Origin of the sequence: Lawsonibacter hominis (assembly GCF_014287895.1) — a bacterium.
Taxonomy (GTDB): domain Bacteria; phylum Bacillota; class Clostridia; order Oscillospirales; family Oscillospiraceae; genus Lawsonibacter_A; species Lawsonibacter_A hominis.
Window position 1 is genome coordinate 1 of the sequence record NZ_JACOPP010000032.1, and the last position, 26,756, is coordinate 26,756.

The window sequence follows — 26,756 nt, forward strand, 5'->3', positions numbered from 1 at the left end:
GTGGGTGGGTTTTCTTCTTTTCCTCTTCCGATCTCGTCGTCCGCCATAGGCGGACGACGAGCACGCGCAGCAGGCCGAGAAGTGCTTTCTCCGACGCACATGTCGTCGGAGAAAACGGATTGGACTGAGTGCGCGCCTGTACCCCAAGGGCATTTCCGCGCCTGCTCTGCAGGCTTGGGCACAAGCGCCAACTCTGCAAGGAAATGACCGCCCCCCTCCGGCTCAGGCCGGAGGGGGGCGGTATTTTATCCGTTCAGAATCAGCTCCACCGGGCAGTGGTCGCTGCCGTACACGTCCGCGTGGATCACGCTGTCCCCGACCTGGGGGACCAGGGCGTTGGAGACGATGAAATAGTCGATGCGCCACCCTGCGTTGTTCTCCCGGGCGTGATACAGATAGCTCCACCAGGTGTAGGCTCCGGTGCGCTCCGGGTAGAGCTGCCGGAAGGTGTCGGTAAAGCCGCCCGCCAGCAGGCGGGACATCTTGGCGCGCTCCTCGTCGCTGAAGCCCGCGTTGCCGCGGTTGGACTTTGGATTCTTCAGGTCGATCTCCTGATGCGCCACGTTCAGGTCCCCGCACAGCACCACCGGTTTTTGGGCCTCCAGGGCTTTCAGATAGACGAAAAAGGCGTCCTCCCAGGCCATGCGGTAATCCAGCCGGGCCAAGCCCCGCTGGGCGTTGGGGGTGTAGCAGTTCACTAGGTAAAAATCAGAAAATTCCGCCGTAATGACCCGCCCTTCGGTATCGTGCTGCGCGGCGCCGATCCCATAGGAGACGCTCTGCGGCGCCGTCCGGGTAAACAGGGCGGTGCCGGAATAGCCCTTCTTTTCGGCGCTGTTCCAGTACTGATGATAGCCGGGCAGCTCCAGTTCGATTTGGTGGGGCTGGAGCTTCGTCTCCTGAAGACAGAAAACGTCGGCGTCCGCGGCGCGGAAAAAGTCCAGAAAGCCCTTGCCCAGGCAGGCGCGCAGGCCGTTGACGTTCCAGGAGATCAGATGCATGCGTCCGCCTCCGTCCCCCATCGCATGGGCTTGCCCGCGCCGTCCAGCAAAGGCGTGAGCCCGCCGGCGTAGCCGCTGATCGTCTGCAGATAGAGCGCCCCCGTCTGGGTATCCAGCAGGATGCGGACGGTCTCCGTCACGCCCTGCGTATATACCACCTGAAACCGATCGTTCTTTCCCATACGCGTCTCCTCTCAATCGGTCATACACTGCCGCCGAACCAGCCCCGGCGGTCGAAGTGGACCACCTCCAGCTTGATGCCGTCCGGGTCCTTAAAGAAAAAAGCGTAGTAATCCGGGGTATACTCTGCCCAGAGCTTGGGTGGGGAGACGATGGTCACGCCGGGAAGGTCCTTTACCTGGGCGTAGACCCGGTCCACCTCCTCCCGGCTGTCCGCGCCAAAGGCCAGGTGGTGCACCGCGCCGGGACGGCGGCGGCAGACGGTCTCCTCCGCAAAGTCGGGCCGCGGGCAGATCAGGGACAGGGAAAATTCCGCTCCGCTGTAATCGACGGCCCGGTACTCATAGGCGGGCTCGTCCCCCTTGGCCTTCATGGTCAGCTCGAAGCCAAGAAGGGGCAGCAGGGCGTCGTAAAAGACCTCCTCCCGGTCCAGGTCCTTCACGGTGATGTCCAGATGGTCGATGCGTGGGCGCATGGCGCAATCCTCCTTATGGTCGCAAGGCGGTTGGGAGCGGGCACGGCGGGAAGCGGCGGACGGCTCAGTACCGCCGCACCACAGCCACGACCTTGCCCAGGATCTCACAGCCGTCGCCGTCGATGGGCTCATAATCCGGGTTCTCCGGCATGAGCCAGGTGTGCCCGTCCTTGCGGCGCAGGGTCTTCACCGTGGCTTCGTCTTCCAAGAGGGCCACCACGATCTCGCCGCTGCGGGCCTCCTGCTGCTGGTGGACCACCACCAGGTCGCCCGGCAGGATGCCCGCGTACTTCATGGATTCCCCCCGCACCTGAAGGGCGAAGTGCTCTCCGGTGAGGCCGCCGGTATCGAACGTCAGATAATCCTCGATGCACTCCTGCGCCAGAATGGGCGCTCCGGCGGCCACACTGCCCACCACGGGCACCTGGTCCGCCCGCTCCTCCGGCTCCGGAAGCCGGTCCTGCGGGACGTGCTGCGCGCCGCAGACCGTAATGGAGCGGGTCTTTCCCTCGGCCTTGGTGATCAGGCCCGCCGCCTCCAGCCCCTTCAGATGAAAGTGAACGGTGGAGGGGGATTTGAGCCCCACGTGCTCCCCGATTTCCCGCACGGAGGGGGGATAACCGTGCCGGGCGGCGAAGTCAATGATATAGTCGTAGATCTGCTGCTGCTTGGGGGATAGCTTTTTCATGGCAGACCCTCCTTTTTTCGCGTGATCCACGCTTACTATAACATAGTTTTCACAAAACTGCAAACATTTGTTCTAAGCAATTTGCAAAATGGCCCTTGATTTTGGGGCGGGAAGCGTCTAAACTAGATAAGCTCTTAACGATTAAGCGGTTAACGAAAGGAAGTGCTTGGGATGAGCCCACGGCCCGATCTGCCGGGCATTCTGGTGCACGCCATCCACCGGCTCCATCGCAATGCGGTACAGACAAAGCTGAGCGCCATGGGCCTGGAAGGCGTCGGATCGCCCATGATCCTGATGCTGCTCAAGCGCCGGGGCGCGGAAGGGGGCGGGGCCTATCAGCGGGAGCTGGCCGACGCCCTGCGCATCTCTCCCGCGGCCATCGCCATGTCTCTGCAGTCCCTGGAGCGCGCGGGCTATGTGGCGCGGCGGGAGGACCCGGGCGACCAGCGCCGCAAGCGCGTGGTCATCACGCCCCGGGGGGCGGCGGCGGTGGAAACCTGCCGGGACGCCCTGGCGGCGGCGGACGCGCAGATGCTCGCCGGTTTTACCGCTCAGGAGCGGGAGACCCTTACCGCCCTGCATCTGCGGATGCTGGACAATCTGACCCCCGGGGACAGCCCCGCGGGGGACCCTTTTGAAAGGTTGGGATGCAATTGCTCAAGACCTTAGCTTCTTACCTGCGGGAGTACAAAAAGTACGCCCTGCTGGCTCCGCTGATGGTGGTGCTGGAGGTGCTCTGCGAACTGGCGCTGCCCCTGGTCATGGCCAAGATTGTGGATGTGGGCATCGCCGGCGCGCAGGTGCCCTATATCCTGCGCATGGGCGCGGCCATGCTGGCGCTCTCCCTGGCCGCCATGGCCTTCGGGGTGCTCTCGGCCCGGTTTTCCGCCGTGTGCAGCCAGGGCTTCGGCGCAAACCTCCGCCAGGGGCTGTTCGACCAGGTACAGGAATTTTCCTTTGCGGACATCGACCGGTTTTCTTCCGCCTCGCTCATTACCCGCATGACCAACGACGTCAACGCCATCACCATGATGCTGGCCATCGGCCTGCGGATGCTCACCCGGGCGCCGGTGACCCTCGTTGCCGCCCTCATCGTCACCGCGTCCATCAGCCCCAGGCTCTCCCTGGTGCTGCTGGCCGTCATCCCGGTCATGGCGGCGGCCATCGTGCTGCTGATGAAGATCTGCAGCCGCCTGTTTGAGGTGATGCAGAAGAAAATCGACAACCTGAACAACACCGTGCAGGAAAATCTGGTGGCCATCCGGGTGGTGAAGGCCTTTGTCCGGGAGGGGTATGAAAAGACCAAGTTCATGCGCTCCAACGATGAGCTGACCGCCGCCTCTCTGAACGTGGGCATGCGGATCATCGCCATGCTGCCCATCATGATGATCTCCCTCAACGTGGCTACCGTACTGGTGCTGTGGATCGGCGGACGGATGGTCATGAACGACACGCTGCTGGTGGGACAGCTTTCCTCGTTTATCAGCTACATCGCGCAGATCCTCATGAGCGTGATGATGGTGGCCATGGCGCTGCTCCAGCTTTCCCGGGCCCAGGCCTGCGCCCGCCGCATCTGTGAGGTGCTTTGGGCCACGCCGGACATCCGGGACTGTGAACTGAGCCGGGAGCTCCCCGCGCCCCGGGGCAGGGTGGAGTTCCGGGACGTCTGCTTCAAATATGTCGCCACCGGCACCGGGGACGACGTGCTCCGGGATGTGAGCTTTACGGTGGAACCCGGCCAGTTTGTGGCGATCGTGGGCGGTACCGGCGTGGGCAAATCCTCCCTGGTCAACCTGATCCCCCGTTTCTACGACGTGACCGGCGGCGCGGTGCTGCTGGACGGAGTGGATGTGCGGGATTATCCGCTGGAGGAGCTGCGCGCGCGCATCGGCATGGTGCTGCAGAGCAACGTGCTTTTTTCGGGTACGGTCCGGGACAATCTGCTCTGGGGCAAGCCGGACGCCACGGAGGACGAGCTGATCCAGGCCGCCCGGGACGCCCAGGCCTATGACTTCATCATGGGCCTGCCCGACGGGTTCGACACCTGGCTGGAGCAGGGGGGCACCAACGTCTCCGGCGGACAGAAACAGCGCCTGTGCATCGCGCGGGCCATGCTGCGCCGCCCGGCAGTGCTGATTCTGGACGACTCCACTTCTGCCGTGGACTCGACTACCGAGGCCAAAATACGGGAATCCTTCCATCAGAACCTGAAGGATACCACCGTTCTCATCATTGCCCAGCGCATCAGCTCCGTGCAGTATGCGGACCAGATCATCATCCTGGAGGACGACCACATCGCCGGCATGGGCACCCATGCGCAGCTGCTGGCGGGCAATGAGATCTATCAGGAGATCTACCAGTCTCAGCAGGAGGGGGTGGGGGAAGCATGACACAGCGTCAAACACAGCAGCGGCCCATGCATGGGCCCGGCGGCGGCCCCCGGGGCGGATATCAGAAGCCCAAGGATATGAAGAAGACCATCCGCCGCCTGCTCACCTATCTGGCCCGTCACAAGCTGGCCCTGGTGGGGGTGTTCCTCTGCCTGCTCGTCTCGGTGGGCAGCAATTTGGGCGGCTCCTATCTGCTGCGGCCCATCATCAACAACTTCATCTACTCCGGCGGCCGGGACTTCGCGGGGCTGGCCCTCTCCCTGCTCCAGCTGCTTGGCATCTACGCGGTGGGGGCCGCGGCCTCCTACGCCCAGTCGGCGGCCATGGTGCGGCTGGCCCAGCGCGGCGTGAACAAGCTGCGCCGGGATCTGTTCGACAAGCTGCAGGCGCTGCCGCTCTCCTACTTTGACCGGCACCCCCACGGGGAGCTTATGAGCCGCTTTACCAACGACGCGGACAACGTGCAGACCGCCCTGGAACAGAGCCTGGTCTCCCTGATCTCCAGCGCCCTGATGTTCGTGGGACTGGTGGTCATCATGCTGGCGACCAACCCCCTTTTGTTCCTCATCACGGTGGTTGTTCTGGCGCTTACCCTGTTCCTCTTCTCCAGGCTGGGGGGCAAGAGCCGGAACTATTACCGGCAGCAGCAGGCCACCCTGGGCGACATGAACGGCAATATCCAGGAGATGATCGAGGGACTGCGCGTGGTCAAGGCGTTCACCCACGAGCGGGCGGCCAAAGAGGAATTCCAGCGCCGCAACACCGCCTACCGGGACGCGGCCACCCGCGCCAACTTTTATTCTACCGCCATCATGCCCGTCTCCAACAACCTGATGAACATCAGCTACGCCCTGACGGCGGCCTTCGGCGGGCTGATGTCCATTCTGACGGGCTTCGATCTGGGCGGCCTGGTGATCTACCTGAACTACTCCAAGCAGATCGGCCAGCCGCTGAACCAGATCTCCATGCAGCTGACCAACGTGCTCTCCGCCCTGGCGGGCGCCGAGCGGATGTTCGAGGTCATGGATACCGCGCCCGAGGCGGACGAGGGCAGGATCACCCTGGTGCCTGCCGTTTTGGACCCGGCGGGCCGCCTGGCCGAGCGCACCGACGCGGGCCGTGGGGGCATGTGGGCCTGGAAGACCCCCAAGAACGCGGGCCTGGCGCTGGTCCCGGCCGCCGAAGGCCCCGGCGGGACGCTGACGGAACTGGACGCGCCCGCGCCGGGCTGCCGCTGGGCCTGGCGGTATCCCGGCCCCGACGGCGCGCCGTCCCTCCACCAGATCCGGGGCGCGGTGCGCAGCGTGGACACCGAGGACTGCTGGCTCACCGAGCTGCGGGGGGCCGTGCGCTTTACCGATGTGGACTTTTCCTATGTGCCCGGCAAGCCGATCCTGAAACAGGTGAACGTCTACGCCAATCCGGGCCAGAAGATCGCCTTCGTGGGTTCCACCGGCGCGGGCAAGACCACCATCACCAACCTGATCAACCGTTTTTACGAGATCGACTCCGGCCTGATCACCTATGACGGCATCGACGTGAGGGCCATTCGGAAGGAGGACCTGCGCCGCTCCCTAGGGGCGGTGCTCCAGGATACCCACCTCTTCACCGGCACCATCCTGGACAACATCCGCTACGGACGGCTGGATGCCACCGACGAGGAGTGTGTCGCCGCGGCGAAGAGCGCCAACGCCCATTCCTTTATCCGCCGCCTGCCCCAGGGCTACGACACCCCCGTCTCCGGCGACGGCGGGAACCTGTCCCAGGGCCAGCGGCAGCTGCTGGCCATCGCCCGGGCCGCTGTGGCCGACCCGCCGGTGATGATCCTGGACGAGGCCACCTCCTCCATCGACACCCGCACCGAGCGGCACATCGAACGGGGGATGGACGCTCTGATGGAGCACCGCACCGTCTTTGTCATCGCCCACCGCCTGTCCACGGTGCGCAACGCCAACTGCATCGTGGTCATCGAGCGCGGCGCAATCGAAGAAAAGGGCGACCACGCGCAGCTTTTGGAGCACCGCGGCCGCTACTATCAGCTCTACACCGGTCAGTTCACACTTTCCTGAAAGTATCTACTTGCGCACGATTCCGACGCGTGCTATCATGTTCACCATCATATGTTGAACCGTCCGGTTTAAATGGAATGACCGGCGGACGGCGCGGATCCAAAGGAGGATATGCATCATGGGGAAATTTGACGGCAAGGTTGCCGTGATCACCGGCGGCGGTAAGGGCGGCGGGATCGGGTACGGTCTGTCCACCGCGTTTGCCAAGGAGGGGTGCGATCTTGTCATTACCGGACGCAACACCAGGAAGCTGGACGACGCCAGGGAGGAGCTGGAGCGGCTCTACGGCGTCAAGGTCCTGGCCTGCCAGGCCGACGGCGGCGTGGAGGAGCAGGTGGCGGGCGTGGTCAAGCAGGCGGCGGATACCTTCGGCCGCATCGACTTTTTGATCAACAACGCCCAGAACTCCGCCTCCGGCGTTCCTCTGGCCGAGCACACCAAGGAGGACTTTGACAAGGCCGTCTACTCCGGACTGTACGCGGCGTTTTTCTATATGAAGCACGCTTACCCCTATCTCAAGCAGGCCCGGGGTTCCGTGGTCAATTTCGCCTCCGGCGCGGGCCTGTTCGGGAAGCCCGGCCAGAGCTCCTATGCCGCCGCCAAGGAGGGGATCCGCGGCATGACCCGGGTCGCCGCCACCGAGTGGGGCCCCGACGGTATCAACTGCAACTGCATCTGCCCCCTGGTCATGACCGACGCGCTGAAAAAGTGGAAAGAGGAGTACCCCGCGGTCTATGAGCAGACCATCAAGGGGATCCCCGCCGGCCGCTTCGGCGACCCGGAGAAGGATATCGGCCGAACCGCCGTGTTCCTGTGCTCGGAGGACGCAAAGTATATCTCCGGCGAGACGATTACCATGCAGGGCGGCTCCGGCCTGCGGCCCTAAGGCATCACCGCACAATTCCCCGCGCGCGTCTTGGCGGCCGATTCGCCCCGCAAATGCGTTGCAAGACCTTGCAGTATACAAAGTGTTCCTGCGGTTTTGCGTCTTTTTGCGGCACAAATTTTCGCGCCAATCCGCACGCGCTGAATGATGCGGTAATGCCCCAAGGAAAAATTTGCAGCTTTCCTGTTTACCTTTTGCCCCAAAACCGGTATACTGTAGGCGAACGATCAAACAGGAAAGGAAGGTCATTTTTTATGATGAATCTGGAAGCGCTGAAGGTCCTCAGAGAGCGCCGCAGCTGCCGCAGCTACAAGAACGAACAGATCGCCGACGCCGAACTGGAAGCCGTGCTGGAGGCCGGTACCTACGCACCCACCGGACGGGGCGCACAGTCCCCTGTGATCGTGGCGGTGCAGGACCGGGAGACCATCGGCCGGCTGCGCAGAATGAACGCGGCCATCATGGGCAACCCGGACGCCGACCCCTTCTACGGCGCCCCCACCGTGTTGGTGGTGCTGGCCGACAAGAGCCTCCCCACCCATGTGTATGACGGCGCCTGCGTCATGTGCAACCTGCTCAATGCCGCCCATGCCGCGGGCCTGGACGCCTGCTGGATCCACCGGGCCCGGGAGGAATTCGACTCCGAAGAGGGCAAGGCTCTGCTGAAGCAGTGGGGGATCGAGGGCGACTATGAGGGCATCGGCCACTGCATCCTGGGCTACCGCTCCGGCGAACTCCAGAGCGCCGCCGAACGCAAGGCGGACTATGTGATCCGTGTAAAATGATCCGGAAAAAACGCCCCGCGCGCCGCTTTTGCGGCGCGCGGGGCGTTTTCGGACGGGCGGGTTATTCTGTGGGCGCCGGGGCGTCTCCGGGATCCGGCGCGGGCGCTTCCGGGGCGGCGGGAGGCTGGGGCGCCTTCTCCTTCCCCAGGAAGGAGGGCAGCTCCATGCCCGCCATCTGGAACATCTCGTTCATCGGCGGGATGGACTTCATCAGCCCTGAGACAAAACCCGCTGTGGCGGTTTTGCCGTCCCTGCCCTCGCCGGAATCCCAGACGGTGACCTTGTCGATCTTCACGTTCTTCACCGCGTCCACCTGGATGCGCATGAGCTCCTCCATCTTGTCGGCCAGCATCAGGCGCACGGCGTTCTCCGCGTCGCCTCCGGCGGCGGAGACGACCTCCCGCAGGCCCTCGGCCTGCTTGACCAGGACGGCCTGGGCGCCTTCGGCCTCGGCCTGCATTTTGGCCAGGATGGCGTCCGCCTCGCCCTTTGCACGCCGGCGGATCTGCTCGGCTTCGGCCTCGGCCTCCAGCTCCTTGCGGCGCTTGTCAATCTCGGTCTTGACGATGATGTCGGCCTCTTGGGTGGCCTTCTCGCGGGCGGCACGGGCGGCCTCGGCCTTCTGCTCGGCGGCGTAGGCCTCTTCCAGCGCCTGGGCGGCGGCGATCTTCTCGGCGGCGGTGGCGATGCGGGTGGCCTCGGCCTCCTTCTCCCGCCGCTGGGCGTTGGACATGGCTACCTCCACCTTGGAGGTGTTCTCGCCCTGGATGGCGGTGGCGTCGGCCTGGGCGACCTGGATGCGCTGGTCGCGGCGGGCCTGGGCCTCGCCGATGGAACCGTCGCGGTCCTTCTCGGCCACGTTCTTCTTGGCGTCGTTGATGGCCTTGGCGGCGGCCTCCTTGCCCAGGGCGTCAATGTAGCCGGACTCGTCGGAGATGTCGGTGACGTTGACGTTGATCAGGCGCAGGCCGATCTTCTTCAGCTCGCCCTCCACGTTGCGGGAGACGGCCTCCAGGAACTTATCCCGGTCGGTGTTGATCTCCTCGATGTCCATGGTGGCGATGACCAGGCGCAGCTGGCCGAAGATGATGTCCTTGGCCAGCTCCTGGATCTCCTGCAGGCGCAGACCCAGCAGACGCTCGGCGGCGTTCTGCATGACTCCGGGCTCCGTGGAGATGCCCACGGTGAAGCGGCTGGGGACGTTGATGCGGATGTTCTGGCGGGAAAGCGCGTTTTCCAGGTCCACGGAGATGGACAGGGGCGTCAGGTCCAGAAACTCATAGGCCTGGATCACCGGCCAGATAAAGGCCGCGCCGCCGTGGATGCACTTGGCGGACTTGGTGGAGCCGTCCTTGTTGCTGCCCACCTTGCCGTAGATGACCATGACCTTGTCGGAGGGGCATTTCTTGTAGCGTTTGAGCAGAAAGAGCAGCAGGGAAAAGACGATGACGACGATGACGCAGGTGAGGATGATCCCAAAGATTCCGTCAGGCATGTTTGACCTCCTTAATAATGGTTGTCTTGCGTGGATGCTTCCGTTTCGCTGCGCTCGACCAAAAGAGCGCCTCCCTCCAGCAGACCCGTGACGCGGACCGGACTGCCGGTGGGGATGGGGGTGTCGCTGTCGGTGAAGGCTTCCAGTTCCCGCAGCTGCTCCTGCACGGTGATGTTCACCTTGCCGGGCGCAGCGCGGCAGGCGGGGATGGTCAGGTAGACCGTGCCGGGCAGCCCCACGGCCAGGCGCACGTCCAGGGTGCCGTCATACTGCAAACGCATGGCTTCCCGCAGGATCAGGGCGATGCCCACCATGCCCGCGATGCCGATGGGCACCGCCAGGAACAGGGCCAGCAGGGGGGGCAATCCGATCTGGTTCAACCAGAGCCCGCCCCAGCCGAAGAGCGCCAGGAAGGCCACCACGCCCCGCACGGTGAGGATGTGCAGGCCTTGAAGGCCGTGCCCCGCTCCGTCTTCGTCCAGGTCGGCGTCCGGGGACAGGTGCGCGTCGGGATCTCCGCAGCCGTCCGGGTCCGCTTCAAACGCGGCGTCCATGTCCGCGTCGGCGTCCGTGTCCGCGTCCAGCCCGCCGTCTCCGGCGGCGCCGTCGCTGTCGAACACGCCGCCTACAAAGAGCAGCACCGTCTGGATGATGAGGATCAGGGTGGCGGGTACGGCAAGGTAGAGCAGGATATGCTCCAGCGGCGTCAGGGATTGCCACCAGGCTGCCATAAAGCTTCCTCCTTTCGTGTTCTGGGGTTCGATCTATCTTCACAGCGGCCGGTCCTTCCCGCGGCAGGCCGCTGTACCTGTCCGCGCTAAGCCAGTTCAGCCAGAAGCGCCTCGGCCTCCCGCTTGAGCCGGGCGGCCAGGTAGGCCGTCAGGATCACGTGGAGGCAGCGCACCACCCGGTCCCGGGCGCCCGGAACGGGTTCGCTGAAATCGGATACCGCCGTCTGGCACCAGCGGGCGGCCTCGTCCGGCCCCGTGGGAGGATGCTCCTCCGTCAGGGCCGCCAGGCGCACGATATATCGGTAAAGCTGGCTGTCGTCGATCAGATCGTCCGACTCGTCGTCCAGATCGCCGTTGACGTAGGACAGCAGGGCGCAGATCTTCTCCAGCTGCATGGAATCCTTCAGCATGTTGATGATGACGATGCGGGAAAACTGGCGGCGGGTATACCGCTTGCGCTCCGGCGGGGCGACAAAGCCCCGGCGGACCCAGTTCTGGATCACGTAAGGCTCCAGTCCCGTCAGGCTGGATACCTGGGAGAGCACCAGCCCCCCGGCCAAAAAGAGGGAGGCGAGCTGCGTCTCGGCTTCCTCCGGTCGGATCCGTTCCACCGCGATGGTGGTTCCCGGCAGCGTCTTTTGCATCGCGTTCACCCCTTCTTCCTCTTGGTGACTTGATTGTACGATATAATCGAATGATTGTCAATGGGGTTCTGAAGATTTTTTAAAAAAAGCATGCAACGCTCTGGAAGGCGGCGGCTGCCGCCGGGGGAAATGGAATTCCGGTGAATTGGTGCTTTACAAGCTGGGAAGAATATGATAAACTACTACAGCCTGTAAACAAGCAGGCGTTACCCCGGACCTCGTCTCCTGGCTTTCACCGGCCGGTCACGCAGTCCGCGGGCAGATCTTATTTTATGAAAGGTGGAAACACGCAATGATCCGTAAGGACGAAAAGACGGCCGTCATCGAGGCCAACCGCACCCATCCGACCGACACCGGCTCTCCGGAGGTCCAGATCGCCATTCTGACCGCCCGCATCCAGGAGCTGACGGAGCATCTGAAGATCCATAAGCACGACAACCACAGCCGCCGGGGCCTGCTGAAAATGGTCGGCAAGCGCCGCAAGATGCTGGATTATCTGGCCAAGAAGGACGTGGAGCGTTACCGCGCCATCATCGCAAAGCTGGGCATCCGTAAGTAAGAAATGAAATAGGGGCGGCGCGAACGCGCCGCCCCTTCTTCCCATGTACCGTTTACAGAGGACGCGCACCAGAGCCCACACGCTTTTTTAGCAGTTGAAGCTGTGCCCAAAGAGGTTGGACATGCCTTCAAGTGCTAAAAAGAGCCGGGCGGCTCTGATGTGCGGACATACGATTCGATAAGGAGGACGCACATGTCAACCATCATCAAACACAAGGAATTCACCAATCACAAGATCTTCAAGACCGAGGTGGCGGGCCGCCCCCTGACCATCGACGTGGGCAAGGTGGCCGAGCTGGCCAGTGCTTCCGCCATGGTCACCTATGGCGAGACCACCGTGCTGGTGGCCGTGACCTGCTCCGCCCGTCCCCGGGACGGCATCGACTTCTTCCCGCTGAGCGTGGATTTTGAGGAGAAGCTGTACGCCGTGGGCCGTATCCCCGGCTCCTTCCTGCGCCGTGAGGGGCAGCCCTCTCTGCCCGCCGTTCTGGCCAGCCGCGTCATCGACCGGTCCATCCGGCCCCTGTTCCCCTATGACTTCCGCAACGACGTGGTGGTCACCGCCACCGTCATGAGCCTGGACCGGGACTGCTCCCCCGAGGTGACCGCCATGATCGGCGTGTCCGCCTGCCTGGCCTACTCCAACATCCCCTGGGCCGGCCCCATCGGCTGCCTGGAGGTGGGCTATGTGGACGGCCAGATCGTCATGAACCCCACCCAGGAGCAGAAGCACAAGTCCCAGCTGGACCTGACTGTGGCCGCCACCGAACAGAAGGTCATTATGATCGAAGCCGGCGCCAAGGAGCTGCCCGACGAGATCATGTACGACGCCATCGTCAAGGCCCATGAGGACATTAAGCAGCAGGTGGGCTTTATCAATGACCTCGTGGCCCAGATCGGCAAGGAGAAGATGACCTACGACCATGCCGACTTCGATCAGGAACTGTTCGACAAGATCGTGGAGGCCACGATGGACGAGGCCCGCGCCGCCATGGACACCGACGACAAGAACGTGCGCGAGGAGCGCTGGAACAAGCTGATCGACCACTGGCACGCGCTCTTCCTGGAGGAGTATCCCGAGATGGACAAGTATCTCGAGGAGATCACCTACAAATTCCAGAAGAAGATCGTCAAGGCCTGGCTGCTGGAGGGCCACCGTGTGGATGGCCGCGCCAAGAACGAGATCCGCCCCCTCTCCGCCCAGGTGGGCGTGCTGCCCCGCGTCCACGGCTCCGGCCTGTTCACCCGCGGGCAGACCCAGGTCCTCTCCGTGTGTACGCTGAACACCCTCTCTGCCGCCCAGAAGCTGGATACCATCTGGGAAGAGGAAGAGAAGCGCTATCTGCATCACTATAACTTCCCCTCCTACTCCGTGGGCGAGGCCCGCGCCGCCCGCAGCGTCAACCGCCGCGAAAAGGGCCACGGCGCCCTGGCGGAGCGCGCGCTGGAGCCGGTCATCCCCAGCCAGGAGGACTTCCCCTACGCCATCCGCGTGGTCTCCGAGGTCCTCAGCTCCAACGGCTCCACCTCCCAGGGCTCCATCTGCGGCTCCACTCTGGCGCTGATGGACGCCGGTGTGCCCATCTCCGCCCCGGTGGCGGGCATCTCCTGCGGCCTCATTCAGGACGATGACGGCAGCTTTACGACCTTTATCGACATCCAGGGCGTGGAGGATTTCCACGGCGAGATGGACTTCAAGGTGGCCGGCACCAAGGCCGGCATCACCGCCATTCAGATGGACATCAAAAACGACGGCCTGTCCCACGCGATCATCAAGGAGGCCCTGGACATCACCAAGGACGCCCGCTATGCCATTCTGGACGAGATCATGCTCCCCTGCATCGCAAAGCCCCGGGACGATGTGGCTGAGACCGCGCCCAAGATGGTCAAGATGAAGATCGACGTGGACAAGATCCGCGAGGTCATCGGCTCCGGCGGCAAGGTCATCCAGAAGATCTGCGCCGACACCGGCGCCAAGATCGACATCGAGGACGACGGCACGATCTATATCGCCGGCGTGGACAAGGCCTCCTGCGACGCCGCCAAGAAGACCATCGAGACCATCGTCTTCGTGCCCGAGGTGGGGCAGCTGTACTACGGCAAGGTGGTGCGCATCCTCCAGTTCGGCGCGTTTGTGGAGCTGGCCCCCGGCAAGGACGGTATGGTCCACATCTCCAAGCTGGCCGATCACCGGGTGGAAAAGGTGGAGGACGTGGTCAACATCGGCGATATGATCTGGGTCAAGGTCACCGAGATCGACGAAAAGGGCCGCGTGAACCTCTCCTACAAGGACGCCCTGAAAGAGATCAAGGCCAAACAGGCCGCCGGTGAGCCGGTCAAGTAGATCGATTCCCGAACGCTGGCGGCCCGCTGCATTGCAGCGGGCCGCCAGCCTGCTTGCGGAGGGGACTCCCGGCGTTCCGCGCCATTCGTCTTCTGCGCATCGAAAAAAGAGGGCTGCGGTCCGTAAGCGCGTGCGCGCGGCGGACCGCAGCCCTCTCAAAAAAGCGGCTTCACCGTTTTCGGGAGCCTCCCGTTGCGCGCCGGGGGGCGAAGGGCTTACCGCAGGCGTCCCAGAAGTCCGTCCTCCCGAACGCCTGTAATCTCCACATCGCATATTACATTGTGTAATTCGTTGCCGGGGGCAAAGACCTCGGTGTAGTTGGAGGCGTGTCCGCGCCACAGGCCGTCCTTTTCTTCCTCGAAGAGCACGGACAGGGTCCGCCCGACCCAGCGCTCCAGCCAGGCGCGGCGCATCTCCCCGGCCAGCTGGGCCGCTTGGCGGGCCCGCGCCTGCTTGACGGCATTGGGGCACTGCCCCGGCATGGAGGCCGCCGGGGTGCCCGAGCGCCGGGAATAGGGGAAAATATGCATGGCGGAAAAGGCGCACCTGGAGAGAAAGGCCAGAGTCCGCGCAAACTCCTCCTCCGTCTCGCCGGGAAACCCCACGATCAGGTCGGTGGTGATACCGGGCCGGTCAAAGAAGTCCCGCAGTAATTTTACGCTTTCATAATACCGCGCGCAATCGTATTTCCGGCCCATCCGCCGCAGGGTGGCGTCGCATCCGGATTGGAGGGAAAGGTGGAAGTGGGGGCACAGGTTGGGCAGGGCGGCCGCCCTGCGGCAGAATTCCTCGGTGACGGTACGAGGCTCCAGGCTGCCCAGCCGCACCCGGCATTCCGGGGCGGCGGCGCAGAGGGCCTCCACCAGATCGATGAGCGCGCTGCCGTCCCGGAAGTCCGCGCCCCAGGAGGAGATCTCGATCCCGGTGAGCACCAGCTCCCGGTAACCCTCCCCGGCAAGGCGTTTCGCTTCACAGACCGCGTCCGCCAGCGGCAGGGAACGGATGGGCCCGCGGGCGTAGGGGATGATGCAGTAGGTGCAGAAATTGACGCAGCCATCCTCCACCTTGAGCATGGCCCGGGTCCGTCCCTCCAGTCCACCGGCGCTCAGGCGCTCATAGGTCCGCCGGCATAGGGCGTCGTCCACCCGGACCAGCGGCTGCGCCTGCCGCGCCCGGGCCAGATCCTCCAGCGCGTCCAGAAAGGCCATGCGCTCACCGGTCCCCATGACCAGGTCCACCTCCAGCGCACGGACGGCCTCCGGCGCGGTCTGAGCGTAGCAGCCGCACACCGCCACCACCGCGCGGGGCGCGCGCTTGCGGGCCTGGCGGATGGTCTGGCGGGATTTTTGATCGCTCACCGCCGTAACGGTGCAGGTGTTGATGATATAGGCGTCGGCCTCTCCCGTGAAGGGGACCAGCGTGTGACCCCGGCGCTCCAGTTCGGTCTCCAGCGCCTGGGTCTCGTACTGGTTGACCTTGCAGCCCAGGGTATAGATAGCAACTCGCATGTTTTTTCCTCCCCGCCGGGGCCTGGATTGTGGAAATCACAGATTTTCGCGTTTCCGGCGGCTTTTCCGTTGTAATTTGCCCCCGCGGACGGCTATAATGGGGGCGTATCCATTATAAAGGAGCGCCGGCTCCTTGTACAGAATGATTTCAGGAGGGATCGACCATGTCCGGTTTTTTTGTTGCCCTGTCCTCCATTGACGATGTAAAACACTTTGTAGACGCCGCCAGCCGCTGCCCCTGCGAGGTGGACGTGCTCTCCGGCCGGTATGTCATCAACGCCAAGTCCATCATGGGCCTGTTTTCGCTGGACCTGTCCCAGCCGGTACAGGTGGAAGTCCACGGTACCGACGCACAGCGCGGCGCCTTCCAGGCCGACGTGGCTGCGTTCCGGGTGGATGCGGGGCAGTAAGGAGCGCCCTGGCGGCGGGAGCGGCGCGGGGCTCCCCTTCCGTTTCGTTCCGCTTACGGTTTACAAGCCCGGCGCTTCTATGGTAGAATAGCGGGGAAACGGCTGTTTCGCCGGGGCCTGGGCGCATCTCGCCCCCCCGTCCGGCGGCGCCTTGCGCAAAAGGGCCGCGCCTGTGGCCGTATCATTTGATTTCGGGGGGGCGTTTTATGACGGAACACTACCATTTTTTTGCCTATCTCTCCCGCATGCGGTATATCAATCGCTGGGGGCTGATGCGCAACACGTTTCAGGAGAATATCCAGGAGCACTCCCACGTGGTGGCGGTGCTGGCGCATGCCCTGGCGGTCATCCGCCGGGAGGTGTTCGGCGGGGAGATCGATCCCGGCCTGGCGGCGGCCGCCGCCCTGTTCCACGACGCGCCCGAGATCCTCACCGGCGACCTGCCGACTCCGGTGAAGTATTATAACCCGGAGATCCGGGACGCCTATAAGGCGGTGGAGGAATTTTCCGCACGAAAGCTGCTCTCCCTGCTGCCGGAGGAGCTGCGGGGCGCCTACGAGCCGCTGCTGCTGGAGGCGTGCGGCACGCAGGTACAGGCCGTGGTGAAGGCGGCGGACAAGCTCTCCGCCTACCTCAAGTGCCTGGAGGAACTCAAGGCGGGCAACCTGGAGTTCAAGCTTGCCGCGGAGCAGACCCGGCAGGCGCTGGAGGACTCCCCCCTGCCGGAAGTGAACTACTTCCTGGAGCACTTCCTGCCGGGATTCAGTCTGACCCTTGACGAGCTGCAATAAAGAGCGATAGCAACGAAAGGAGAGAACCGACCATGAGAGCGATCGTAACGGTACTGGGCAAGGACCGGGTGGGCATCATGTCCCTGGTGTGTTCCCTGCTGGCCGAACGCAACGTGAATATTCTGGATATCAGCCAGACCATCCTGCAAGACTATTTCACCATGGTGATGCTGGTGGACGCATCCGAGAGCGCCTTGCCCTTTGCCGAGCTGGCCGCCCTGCTGGCTGCCGAGGGGGAGAAGCGGGACCTGGACATCCGCGCCCAGCGCGAGGACATCTTCAACGCCATGCACCGGATCTGAAAAGAAGCGCGCAGCCGCCTGATCGGAAGCACGCGCGGCATCAGGAAGCGGAATCTGCCGGGAGGACTTATTTTGATCAATACAAATGAGATTTTAGAGACCATCCATATGATCGACCAGCAGCATCTGGATATCCGTACCATTACGATGGGCATTTCCCTGCTGGACTGCGCCGATCCCGACCCCAAGTCCGCCTGCAGGAAGATCTACGAGAAGATCACCCGGCAGGCGGACCGGCTGGTGGCGACCGGCGAGGCCATCGAGCGGGAGTTCGGCATCCCCATCGTCAACAAGCGCATTTCGGTCACACCCATGGCGCTGGTCGCCGGCGCCTCCCAGTGTGAGAGCTATGTGCCCTTTGCCGTTGCCATGGACGATGCGGCCAAGGCGACCGGCATCAATTTTATCGGCGGCTTTTCCGCTCTGGTACAGAAGGGGGCCACGCCCGCCGACCGGAAGCTGGTGGCCTCCATCCCCGAAGCGCTGGCCATCACCGATTACGTCTGTTCCTCCGTGAACGTAGGCTCCACCCGTGCGGGCATCAACATGGACGCGGTGGCCGCCATGGGCCGCACCATCAAGCAGGCGGCCGAACGCACCGCCGATCGGGGCGGTTTCGGCTGCGCCAAGCTGGTGGTGTTCTGCAACGCGGTGGAGGACAACCCCTTCATGGCGGGCGCGTTCCACGGCGTGGGCGAGCCGGAGTGCGTCATCAACGTGGGCGTGTCCGGTCCCGGCGTGGTGTACCACGCGCTCCAGTCCGTGAAGGGCGCGTCCTTTGACGTGGTGGCCGAGACCATCAAGAAGACCGCCTTCCGGGTGACCCGTATGGGGCAGCTGGTGGCCCAGGAGGCCAGCCGCCGTCTGGGCGTGCCCTTCGGCATCGTGGATCTGTCGCTGGCGCCCACGCCGGCCATCGGGGATTCCGTGGCCCGCATTCTGGAGGAGATGGGCCTTGCCGTGTGCGGCACCCACGGCACCACCGCCGCGCTGGCGCTGCTCAACGACGCGGTGAAAAAGGGCGGCGTCATGGCGTCTTCCCATGTGGGCGGCCTGTCCGGCGCGTTTATCCCCGTCAGCGAGGATGAGGGCATGATCGCCGCCGCAGCTTCCGGCGCGCTGCATTTGGACAAGCTGGAGGCCATGACCTGCGTCTGCTCCGTGGGATTGGACATGATCGCGGTCCCCGGCGATACCTCCGCCGCCACCATCTCCGCCATCATCGCGGACGAGGCCGCCATTGGCATGGTCAACTCCAAGACCACCGCCGTGCGCATCATTCCCGCCCCCGGCAAGGTGGTGGGAGATACCGTGGAGTTCGGCGGGCTGCTGGGCTCCGCCCCGGTCATGCCGGTGCACCCCTTTGGCAGCGACGCCTTCGTGGCCCGCGGCGGCCGTATCCCGGCGCCGATGCAGAGCTTGAAGAACTGACCGCCGCCGGGGCCCCCGCCGCAGGCGGGCCCGCGCTTTGCGCAAGGGCGATCGACCTGGCCCGAGTCTGTAAAACCGGCTGGGAATGGCCGCGGCCCGGCCCGCAGGCAGGGACTGAAACAGGAACGCCCAAAGGGCCGCCGGTTCGGCGGCCCTTTGGCATGTTTGACGCCGGCGGCAGGCAGGCCCGGGACGAAGGCCCCGGCCCCGTTTTGAAAGGAGCTTCGGCTATGCCCACATTTCGAACCGCGTGTCCCTATGACTGCCCCGACGGCTGTTCCCTGCTGGCGGAGGTGGAGGACGGGCGCGTCCAAGCCCTCTCCGGCGACCCGGCAAATCCCTATACCAACGCCCGGATCTGCGCCAAAATGGCGCGCCTGCCCCAGGCCATCCACAGCCCGGAGCGCATCCTCACGCCCCTGCGCCGTACCGGGGCCAAGGGGGAGGGCCGCTTCGCTCCGGTCTGCTGGGACGAGGCCGTGGCGGAGATCACCGAACGCTGGCGGGAGATCATCGGGCGCTACGGGGCCGAAGCGATCCTGCCCTACTCCTACGCCGGGACCATGGGGGCGGTGCAGCGCAGCGGCGGGGAGGGATTCTTCCATGCCCTGGGGGCCTCCCGGCTGGAGCGCACGCTGTGCAGCTCCGGAAAGTCCGCAGGGTGGAGCGCCGTTATGGGGGATTCCTGCGATCTGGCCCCATGGGATCTGGTCCACAGCGACCTGATCCTGCTGTGGAGCGCCAACCTGCCTGCCACCCGGATGCATCTGATCCCCTATGTGCGTCAGGCCAAGGCCAAGGGCGCGCGGGTCGTTCTGCTGGATGTGTACGAGACCCCCTCCGCCGCCCTGGCGGACGAGCGGCTGCTGCTGCGCCCGGGCAGCGACGGCGCGCTGGCGCTCTCGCTGCTCCAGGTGCTGGCGCAGGAGGGACGGACCGACGAGGCCTACCTGGCCGGGCATACCACCGGCTGGCCAGAGTTGCGCGCCACACTGGAGCGCTGGACGCCGGAGAAGACGCAGCCCCTCACCGGCCTTGCCCCGGAGACGGTGCGGGCGCTGGCGCGGGCCTATGGCCGGGCGGAGGCGCCCGCCATTGTGCTGGGCAGCGGCTTCTCCCGCGCGGGCAACGGCGGGGAGGCCACCCGGGCCATCGCCGCCCTGCCTGCGGCAGTGGGGGCCTGGTCCAAACGGGGCGGCGGCACCTACGGAGTGTGCTCCGCTCCCAGCCTGGTGGATAAGACCCTGGTCAAGCGGCCCGACCTGGCTCCCGGGACGCTGCGGAGCATCAATATCAACCTGCTGGGCCCCGCTTTGGCGGGAGAGGGACTGGACAAGCCGGTGATGAGCCTGTACGTCTACCATGCAAACCCGGCGGCCGTCACCTCCGACCAGAACGCCGTGCTGCGGGGGCTGGCCCGGGAGGATCTGTTCACCGTGGTCCACGAGCGGTGTCTCACCGATACCGCCCGCTACGCCGATCTGATCCTGCCAGCCCCCTATATGGTGGAGACCGAGGACCTCTACACCCCCTACGGGTACCGGGGCATCCAGTACGTCAAGCCCGTCGCCGCTCCGCCGGGGCAGGTCAAGAGCAACTGGGAGGTCTTCTGCCGGCTGGCCCGGGCCATGGGGCTGGAGGAAGAACTGTTTTCCCGCTCCGCAGGCGCGCTGTGCCGGGCGCTGGTGGAGGGGAGCGGGGCGCTTACCCCGGAGGAGAAGGCGAAGGTGCTGGCGGGGGAGCCGGTGATCTGCGCCGCCCCCTTTCCCCTGCCGGTGGAGACAAAGGACCGGAAGATCCACCTGGCCGACCCGGCCCCCATCACCTGGTATCCGCCTCACGGCGGGCCGGAGCCTCTGCGCCTGGTGTGCGCTCCGGCGGTGCACACCCTCAACTCGTCCTTTCATGAGTGCCGCACCCTGCGGGAGCGGCAAGGTCCCGCGCGGCTGCGGATGAACGCCGCCGACGCCGCCCGGCGGGGACTGGCCCACGGCGACCGGGCGGTCTGCCGCAACGAACTGGGCCGGATGGCCTGCATCGTGGCGCTGGACCGGCCCGTAGTCCCGGGTGCGGTGGTGGCGGAGGGCGTCTACCCCGGGGAGAATACCGTCAACGCCCTGACCCACGCCCGCCTGTCCGACCTGGGAAGGGCTACCACCCTCAACGACAATACCGTGGAGGTCTCGCCCGTGCCGCCGGAGGAGCAAGAATCCCTTTTTCCTCTGGAAAATACGCCTGCGGCGGTGTATGATAAGGGCGTACGCCAGACAGGCGATCCTTTCTTGAAGGAGTGATCCCTATGACGATCCAGATCAATACCTCCAACGCAAGCCCCTTCCTGCCCCAGGACTGGCTGGACAGCCGCCTGGACGCCCTGGCGAAGGCGCGGACCATGCTGGAACAGGGCAACGGTCCCGGCGGGTCTTTTACCGGCTGGGTCCACCTGCCCCGGGATTATGACAGGACGGAATTTGACCGCATCCAGGCTGCCGCGGCCAAGATCCGCGCCGATTCCCAGGCGCTGGTGGTCATCGGTATCGGCGGCTCCTATCTGGGCGCACGCGCTGTGGTGGAGCTGCTCCACTCCCCCAATTACAACCTCATCCGCTCCACCGGCGGCCCCGACCTCTACTTTGCCGGCAACGGGCTGTCCACCGACGGCCTGCTGGAGATCATCGACCTGGTCAAGGACCGGGATTTTTCGCTCAACGTCATCTCCAAATCGGGCACGACCACGGAACCCGCCGTAGCGTTTCGTATTTTAAAAGCCCTTCTGGAGCAAAAATACGGCAAGGAAGAGGCGCGGCGCCGTATCTATGCCACCACCGACGCCCGCAGGGGGGCCCTCAAGGGCCTGGCGGACACGGAGGGCTACGAGGAATTCGTGGTGCCCGACGCGGTGGGCGGCCGCTATTCCGTCCTCACCGCCGTGGGACTGCTGCCCATCGCCTGCGCGGGCATTGACCTTGCCGCGCTGATGGACGGCGCCTGCAGCGCGATGGAGGCCCTCGCCGTCCCAGGCGCGGACAACCCCGCCTGGCAGTACGCCGCGGCCCGCCACGCCCTGTACCAGGCGGGCAAGCGGGTGGAGGTGCTGGCGGGGTATGAGCCCTCGTTCCGCTTTTTTGCCGAGTGGTGGAAGCAGCTCTACGGCGAGAGCGAGGGCAAGGAGCACAAGGGCCTCTTCCCGGCCAGCGTGGAATTTACCGCCGATCTGCACTCCATGGGACAATACATCCAGCAGGGCGAGCGGCTCCTGTTTGAGACGGTGGTGCGTTTTGCACGCAGCCGCGGGCGTATCGCCATTCCCCACGACCCGGAGAATGTGGACGGGCTCAATTTCCTCTCCGGCAAGGACCTGGAGTTTGTCAGCCGGCAGGCCATGCGGGGCGTGACCCTGGCCCACGTGGACGGCGGCGTGCCCAACCTGGCGCTGACCGTGCCCGGCCGGGACGCCCGCAGCGTGGGCGCGCTGATCTATTTCTTCGAGTATGCATGCGGCCTGTCCGGCTACCTGCTGGGCGTCAACCCCTTCGACCAGCCAGGCGTGGAGGCCTACAAGAACAATATGTACGCCCTGCTGGGCAAGCCGGGATACGAAGCGCGCCGCGCCGAGCTGGAGGCCCGCCTGTAGGCCTCCACACCAAGGGGGCGCCCTGGGGGCAAACCCTTGCCGGCGGGCGGATTCACTCCGCCCGCCGGATCAAAGCGCCGGGGTCCCCAAGGAACCCGGATTCGGTGGCCCCCCTGCAAAGAAAGGCGGTACGCCCTGCCGGACAAGCCGGGCACACGGCGGGGCCGAATGGTTCGATTTGGTTCATGAATTTTTAGTGAACTTCTGCAAAGCGGTTGCAATCCCCCGGTAAAAATGGTAACATGGAGCCACAAGGCCGGAGAGGAGCTCCGGCGGACTATGAAGGAGTGATAACTATGGTGAGAGTGATCATGGGCATCAAGGGCACCGGCAAGACCAAGCAGATGATCGAGCTCATTAATTCCGCTGTCCACAGCGAAAACGGCAATGTGGTCTGCATCGAACGCGGGCCCAAGCTGACTTATGATATCCATTACAAGATCCGCCTGGTGGAAGCCAGCCATTATGATATGAGCAACTTCGATTTCCTGAAGGGCTTCATCAGCGGCCTGTACGCCGGCAACTACGACATCACCCATGTCTTTATCGACAGCCTGACCAAGATCGTTTCCTCCGACGCATCCGACCATGCGGTAGAGGAGTTCCTGGATTGGCTGAACAGCTTCTCCGAAAAGAACAACATCAAGTTCACCGTCACCATCAGCGCAGACGCCTCTCTGGCCACCGAGGGCGTGAAAAAGTATTTCTGATCAGCCGGACCGAAACGGGCCCCGCCAGTTGGCGGGGCCCATTCCTGTTTGGCTTTTCTTTATATTCTAATATAATGAGATACCTAGATTTTTGCATTCTTCGGGTGCCCGTACTACTTCAAAACCTGCTTTTATGAGAGCATCCCGTAGCATTAGGACCTCCTCGTCTGAAAAAGCTGTGCGGGGCAACCTGGCGTAATAGTTGGGGAAAATTCCGAGCAGCCAGGCAGTAATCTTATAGCGGTAGGGGAAGCGTCCGTAAGTCTTGATCGTGGTGCCAAATACCCCGCGGACAGCGTCGGTGGCAGGCTCAAGGCGCTTTTGAATGGCAAATGCCTCGTTAAGATCGCCCCGCTTTACTGCATTGACGATAGCAACATCATATTCCACACGCCAGCAGCCCCCGCCGTTAAACGTACCTTCCGCACCGTTGACAAGGCTCTCGGCCAAATCATGGTCACCTGCGCGCAAGGTGCACACGTGTCGGCCTGTTTGTGCCTCCACCTCACGCATATTGGCCACCAGTTCTTTTATTAAGCCGTTGTTTTGACGGCTTTCATATTTCCAGGCGCAAATATTGGGACAGGCAAGCGCAATCTCTTTCAGTACAGCGGGAGGGGTACCTACCATTAGTGCCATAATGGGAAGATCGAAGGCCTTATCGAACGTTTTATAGAGGTTGATAAAATCCTCCATATTATTTTGATCCGGCACAGGGTGAAGATACAGCACATCCGCGCCCGCTTCAATGACCTTTTCTGCTTCTTTGACCATGTCCCAAGTCCACTGCTGATTTCTGGGTTCAATTTTTCCGGTCACCGGAATGCGCCCTTTGGATTCCTCCTTGGCAATTTCAATCAAACGGCAGGTTTCTTCTAAGGAAAGGCCCTCTACCTCATTCGGATCAAGGCCTGCGATACCGGAGTCAATCATATGTCGAATCATACTGCGATATGTGTCTTCATCGATTTCACGGCAGGTATTGTCTGTCCAGGGTACGATGGTAGCGGGATAAACGCCAGACCAATCCAGCCCCATCGGACCTTTTCCACTGGGTTTGTTCCATTTGTTCCGGTTATTCATGATAAACACTCCTTCTTTTTGATAGATGCCGCTTGTTCCGTTAGATCAGACCAGGGAACAGCGTCATAACAATGGCCGCCACAAAGGCGCTGACAAGGGTTGCTACAACAGAGTTCAAAAACATTAACGGATAGGATTCCTTGACGGTACATCCGGGAAGTGCAATCGCCGTCAGGACACCTGCGTTGGTTGGCAGGGAGTCAAAGGTAGTTCCTGCCATGGTCACGAGCCGATGAAACGCCTGTGCGGGAACGCCCGCCGCCAGGAAAGAGGGGGCCAGCATGTTGACCGCCGCGGAGACGCCGCCCACCGGATTGCCCATGATCCCAACCACAATGGAGGCAGCAACCACTACGAAAATCAACAGCATCCCGCTATCGACAGAGGTTAATGCCTGTACGATTGCACCAAAAGCGTCCGTGGCGCTTACAACGGCGCCGAACCCCACAAGAGAACCGGTAATCAGGGCGATCCGTGCTGTCTGAGGGACGGCACCGTTGAATGCTGCAATGACCGCACGGCCATAACGGTTTTCCTTGTTTTGGGCCTTGAGTGCGGGGGCAAACAGGATCAGAGCGAGTACCAATCCAATGAGCATAGCGAGAATGATATTTAGCTTAAATACATTGAACACCACAAAAATTGCAATTAATGGGATAAGGGCCACAAAGAAATTGGGAACCCGTTTTGTCTCATCGGCAACGGGGTCCGTATCAATCCCGCAGAATTGCTCGCCCCGTACCTTTGCACGCTTCAAAACCCAAACGGTGAACAGAATGGCGAGGATGCCGCCGACGGCACTGCCAATTAATCCGGGGACGAGGGCTGCTGTGGGCGTTGTCCCCAGCGCCAGGGGGATTACGTTGATAATCTGAGGACTGCCCGGGAGTGACGACATCATGCTTCCGATATAAATACAGCCTGGGATATAGCGGCGGGGCAGATTGACCTCTTTAAAAAAACCGATTACCAACGGGACCCGTGCGATGATAGAGGCCATAGCGTCAATTCCACCCAGATAGAAAACGGTCGTGATTGCAAAGGATGACAACACCGCAACCCAAATTCCGCGCGTACCGTGTACGCCGCCCTTGGCGAACGTTCTGATGATGGTTTTGGCGATGACCTGGGATGCGCCGGATTCACTGTAAAGTGCCGCAAACATACACCCAACCAGGAAAATGGGGGTATACGTCTTGATAAATCCGGCGGCTCCAGACATAAAGGTTTCTGTATAGGTCTCCAGAGAGAGGGCGCGATTGCAGATCGCTACCACCATGGCAGCAATTACGGACAGCCATACGACATCCAGTTTTTGAAATGTAAAATACATTAGGATCGCAATCCCCAACAGGATTCCCACGATGCCGAGAATGTTCATAACTCCTCCTTGCATGTTTTCGTATAGACCAGTTCCTTTGTTTGCACGCTTGGAAATATTGATCATAAGCACTGCAGTTGCTTGGGACTCATTTTAGCATTTATAAACAAATAAGTGAAAGTCGAATCACGACTTTCGCTTATTCCGAAGTGGTGTGACCATTTGTTATAATAATTTTATATAATTATTTTTATCAATGCGCGCAGGAGGAGAACCGATATGCAGTTTTATAACATCCACTGTTTTATCGTCCTGGCGGAGGAACTGAACTTTACCAAGGCAGCTGAAATTATGAACATGACGCAATCCGCATTCAGCAAGACCATATCTGCGCTGGAAGACGAAATCGGTTGCAGGCTGTTCTATCGTGACCGAAGGCATGTAAGGCTCACGGATGCGGGGGCCGCTTTCCTGACCCACGCCGAGAATATAATGCAAGAGTTCAATAACGGTGTTACATATGCCCGTCACGCAGAGCAGGGAATGCAGGGGCTGGTCCGCATCGCGTTTTTGAGCTGCTCTATGCAGACCATCCTGCCGACATTAATTTCGGCGTTCCGCGAGCGCTATCCGGACATTGAAATTGAGCTGTATGACGGAACACAGCACCAAGTCATCGAATATTTGAACTCTGATCGTGTGGATATTGCCATGTTTGCCGATTTGGGCTTGAATAGTCTGGAAAACTGCAGCTTTAAAACCCTGTACCGGGATGAATACTGCATTGTGGTCAATCAGGATCATCCGCTGGCTGATCGGGAATTCGTGGACTTTTCCATGTTTCAGTCTGATACATTCCTGTCCATTGGACGCAACAGTATTTATAGCCACCTTACGATCTCCGATATTAATGTAATCGTCAAGGCCTGCGCCGCCTATGGTTTTATTCCTAAAATTGTGCATGGCGTCAATTCCCTGACCAATCTTCCGCTTATGGTGGAATGTGGAATGGGGATCGCTGTACTGTCCGAACATATGAAGCTTTACGCATCAGATCATGTACGGTTTTTACGGCTTTCGGATCATAAATTGTTTTTTTCGGGAATTGCCGCTTGGCGCAAGGGTAATCTCAACCCCTGCCTGCAAAAATTTATTGACTTAATCTATGAGATGTATCCAAACCAAGCCTTGTTCGAACCGTGATAAGGTAAAATAAGTTGCGCAAATATAAAAGAGGATAAAAAGAGACATGGTTTGCAGAACTCTGGTAGAATGAAGTTGCGACACACCATTCTGAAAGGAGTCTGTAAACCATGTCCG

Annotated in this window: 25 protein-coding genes; 15 read left to right on the forward strand and 10 right to left on the reverse strand. The window is 62.3% G+C overall.

All coding sequences use genetic code 11. The features are described 5' to 3' along the window. Positions 1–245 precede the first annotated feature (245 nt). The 4 genes from H8S57_RS14795 to lexA form a co-directional block, all read right to left on the reverse strand. Positions 246–1,001 carry an exodeoxyribonuclease III gene (locus H8S57_RS14795; RefSeq protein ID WP_186908775.1) on the reverse strand — a complete coding sequence of 252 codons (756 nt, stop codon included), beginning with the start codon at positions 999–1,001 and terminating at the stop codon, positions 246–248. After that, complete coding sequence (locus tag H8S57_RS14800; RefSeq protein WP_186908776.1) at positions 992–1,183, reverse strand: DUF6440 family protein; 192 nt, start codon at positions 1,181–1,183, stop codon at positions 992–994. The genes H8S57_RS14795 and H8S57_RS14800 overlap by 10 nt, the downstream gene beginning before the upstream one ends. A 20-nt stretch (positions 1,184–1,203) precedes the next feature. Beyond that, entirely contained in the window at positions 1,204–1,656 is a 453-nt protein-coding gene (locus H8S57_RS14805) for a VOC family protein (RefSeq protein ID WP_186908777.1), read from the reverse strand. A 64-nt stretch (positions 1,657–1,720) separates the two neighbouring features. After that, positions 1,721–2,344, reverse strand: coding sequence for a transcriptional repressor LexA (gene lexA, locus H8S57_RS14810; protein WP_186908778.1), 624 nt, complete (start codon positions 2,342–2,344; stop codon positions 1,721–1,723). Between the two features lie 171 nt (positions 2,345–2,515). On the opposite strand from lexA, the gene H8S57_RS14815 reads away from it, so the two are divergent. From H8S57_RS14815 to H8S57_RS14835, 5 genes are all read left to right on the forward strand, one after another. Further along, positions 2,516–3,013, forward strand: coding sequence for a MarR family winged helix-turn-helix transcriptional regulator (locus tag H8S57_RS14815; RefSeq protein ID WP_186908779.1), 498 nt, complete (start codon positions 2,516–2,518; stop codon positions 3,011–3,013). Continuing rightward, on the forward strand, positions 2,998–4,734 hold the full coding sequence (locus H8S57_RS14820; protein ID WP_186908780.1) for an ABC transporter ATP-binding protein: 1,737 nt from the start codon (positions 2,998–3,000) through the stop codon (positions 4,732–4,734). The genes H8S57_RS14815 and H8S57_RS14820 overlap by 16 nt, the downstream gene beginning before the upstream one ends. Then, positions 4,731–6,803 carry an ABC transporter ATP-binding protein gene (locus H8S57_RS14825; RefSeq protein WP_243204849.1) on the forward strand — a complete coding sequence of 691 codons (2,073 nt, stop codon included), beginning with the start codon at positions 4,731–4,733 and terminating at the stop codon, positions 6,801–6,803. The genes H8S57_RS14820 and H8S57_RS14825 overlap by 4 nt, the downstream gene beginning before the upstream one ends. Positions 6,804–6,921: 118 nt before the next feature. After that, on the forward strand, positions 6,922–7,689 hold the full coding sequence (locus tag H8S57_RS14830) for an SDR family NAD(P)-dependent oxidoreductase (protein ID WP_186908781.1): 768 nt from the start codon (positions 6,922–6,924) through the stop codon (positions 7,687–7,689). 257 nt (positions 7,690–7,946) lie between these two features. Further along, a complete protein-coding gene (locus tag H8S57_RS14835) occupies positions 7,947–8,474 on the forward strand; it encodes a nitroreductase (RefSeq protein ID WP_186908798.1) in 528 nt (175 codons plus the stop codon). 61 nt (positions 8,475–8,535) lie between these two features. Here the strand turns inward: H8S57_RS14835 and H8S57_RS14840 are convergent, their stop codons facing one another. The 3 genes from H8S57_RS14840 to H8S57_RS14850 form a co-directional block, all read right to left on the reverse strand. After that, positions 8,536–9,969, reverse strand: coding sequence for a flotillin family protein (locus H8S57_RS14840; RefSeq protein WP_186908782.1), 1,434 nt, complete (start codon positions 9,967–9,969; stop codon positions 8,536–8,538). Positions 9,970–9,980: 11 nt separating this feature from the next. Continuing rightward, positions 9,981–10,700 (reverse strand): hypothetical protein, encoded by a 720-nt coding sequence (locus H8S57_RS14845; protein WP_186908783.1) that lies wholly within the window; start codon positions 10,698–10,700, stop codon positions 9,981–9,983. An 86-nt stretch (positions 10,701–10,786) separates the two neighbouring features. Further along, positions 10,787–11,344, reverse strand: coding sequence for a DUF1836 domain-containing protein (locus tag H8S57_RS14850; RefSeq protein WP_186908799.1), 558 nt, complete (start codon positions 11,342–11,344; stop codon positions 10,787–10,789). Positions 11,345–11,636: 292 nt separating this feature from the next. On the opposite strand from H8S57_RS14850, the gene rpsO reads away from it, so the two are divergent. Together rpsO and H8S57_RS14860 are read left to right on the forward strand one after the other, a co-directional pair. Then, complete coding sequence (gene rpsO, locus H8S57_RS14855) at positions 11,637–11,903, forward strand: 30S ribosomal protein S15 (protein WP_186908784.1); 267 nt, start codon at positions 11,637–11,639, stop codon at positions 11,901–11,903. A gap of 192 nt (positions 11,904–12,095) precedes the next feature. Beyond that, positions 12,096–14,246 (forward strand): polyribonucleotide nucleotidyltransferase, encoded by a 2,151-nt coding sequence (locus tag H8S57_RS14860; protein WP_186908785.1) that lies wholly within the window; start codon positions 12,096–12,098, stop codon positions 14,244–14,246. 215 nt (positions 14,247–14,461) lie between these two features. Here the strand turns inward: H8S57_RS14860 and mtaB are convergent, their stop codons facing one another. Further along, a complete protein-coding gene (mtaB, locus tag H8S57_RS14865; protein ID WP_186908786.1) occupies positions 14,462–15,754 on the reverse strand; it encodes a tRNA (N(6)-L-threonylcarbamoyladenosine(37)-C(2))-methylthiotransferase MtaB in 1,293 nt (430 codons plus the stop codon). A gap of 164 nt (positions 15,755–15,918) precedes the next feature. Between mtaB and H8S57_RS14870 the strand changes: the two genes are divergently transcribed. The 7 genes from H8S57_RS14870 (at position 15,919) to H8S57_RS14900 (ending at position 23,032) form a co-directional block, all read left to right on the forward strand. After that, complete coding sequence (locus H8S57_RS14870) at positions 15,919–16,164, forward strand: HPr family phosphocarrier protein (protein ID WP_186908787.1); 246 nt, start codon at positions 15,919–15,921, stop codon at positions 16,162–16,164. A 206-nt stretch (positions 16,165–16,370) separates the two neighbouring features. After that, positions 16,371–16,955: a 5'-deoxynucleotidase gene (yfbR, locus tag H8S57_RS14875; RefSeq protein WP_186908788.1), complete on the forward strand. Its 585-nt coding sequence runs from the start codon at positions 16,371–16,373 to the stop codon at positions 16,953–16,955. 32 nt (positions 16,956–16,987) lie between these two features. Beyond that, positions 16,988–17,257: an ACT domain-containing protein gene (locus H8S57_RS14880; protein ID WP_186908789.1), complete on the forward strand. Its 270-nt coding sequence runs from the start codon at positions 16,988–16,990 to the stop codon at positions 17,255–17,257. 72 nt (positions 17,258–17,329) lie between these two features. Beyond that, positions 17,330–18,688 (forward strand): PFL family protein, encoded by a 1,359-nt coding sequence (locus tag H8S57_RS14885; RefSeq protein ID WP_186908790.1) that lies wholly within the window; start codon positions 17,330–17,332, stop codon positions 18,686–18,688. Positions 18,689–18,918: 230 nt separating this feature from the next. Next, positions 18,919–20,982, forward strand: a complete 2,064-nt coding sequence (locus H8S57_RS14890; RefSeq protein WP_186908791.1) for a molybdopterin-containing oxidoreductase family protein — start codon at positions 18,919–18,921, stop codon at positions 20,980–20,982. Then, a complete protein-coding gene (locus tag H8S57_RS14895) occupies positions 20,982–22,322 on the forward strand; it encodes a glucose-6-phosphate isomerase (RefSeq protein WP_369807635.1) in 1,341 nt (446 codons plus the stop codon). The genes H8S57_RS14890 and H8S57_RS14895 overlap by 1 nt, the downstream gene beginning before the upstream one ends. 296 nt (positions 22,323–22,618) lie before the next feature. Beyond that, positions 22,619–23,032, forward strand: coding sequence for a P-loop NTPase family protein (locus H8S57_RS14900; RefSeq protein ID WP_186908793.1), 414 nt, complete (start codon positions 22,619–22,621; stop codon positions 23,030–23,032). A 66-nt stretch (positions 23,033–23,098) separates the two neighbouring features. Here H8S57_RS14900 and H8S57_RS14905 read toward each other — a convergent pair whose 3' ends face one another. Further along, a complete protein-coding gene (locus tag H8S57_RS14905) occupies positions 23,099–24,115 on the reverse strand; it encodes a dihydrodipicolinate synthase family protein (RefSeq protein ID WP_186908794.1) in 1,017 nt (338 codons plus the stop codon). Positions 24,116–24,155: 40 nt separating this feature from the next. After that, positions 24,156–25,562 (reverse strand): GntP family permease, encoded by a 1,407-nt coding sequence (locus tag H8S57_RS14910; protein WP_186908795.1) that lies wholly within the window; start codon positions 25,560–25,562, stop codon positions 24,156–24,158. A gap of 153 nt (positions 25,563–25,715) precedes the next feature. Here H8S57_RS14910 and H8S57_RS14915 point away from each other — a divergent pair, with 153 nt between their 5' ends. Next, the gene (locus tag H8S57_RS14915; RefSeq protein ID WP_186908796.1) at positions 25,716–26,639 is read left to right on the forward strand and encodes a LysR family transcriptional regulator; all 924 of its coding nucleotides are present in this window, start codon (positions 25,716–25,718) and stop codon (positions 26,637–26,639) included. Positions 26,640–26,756 lie beyond the last annotated feature (117 nt).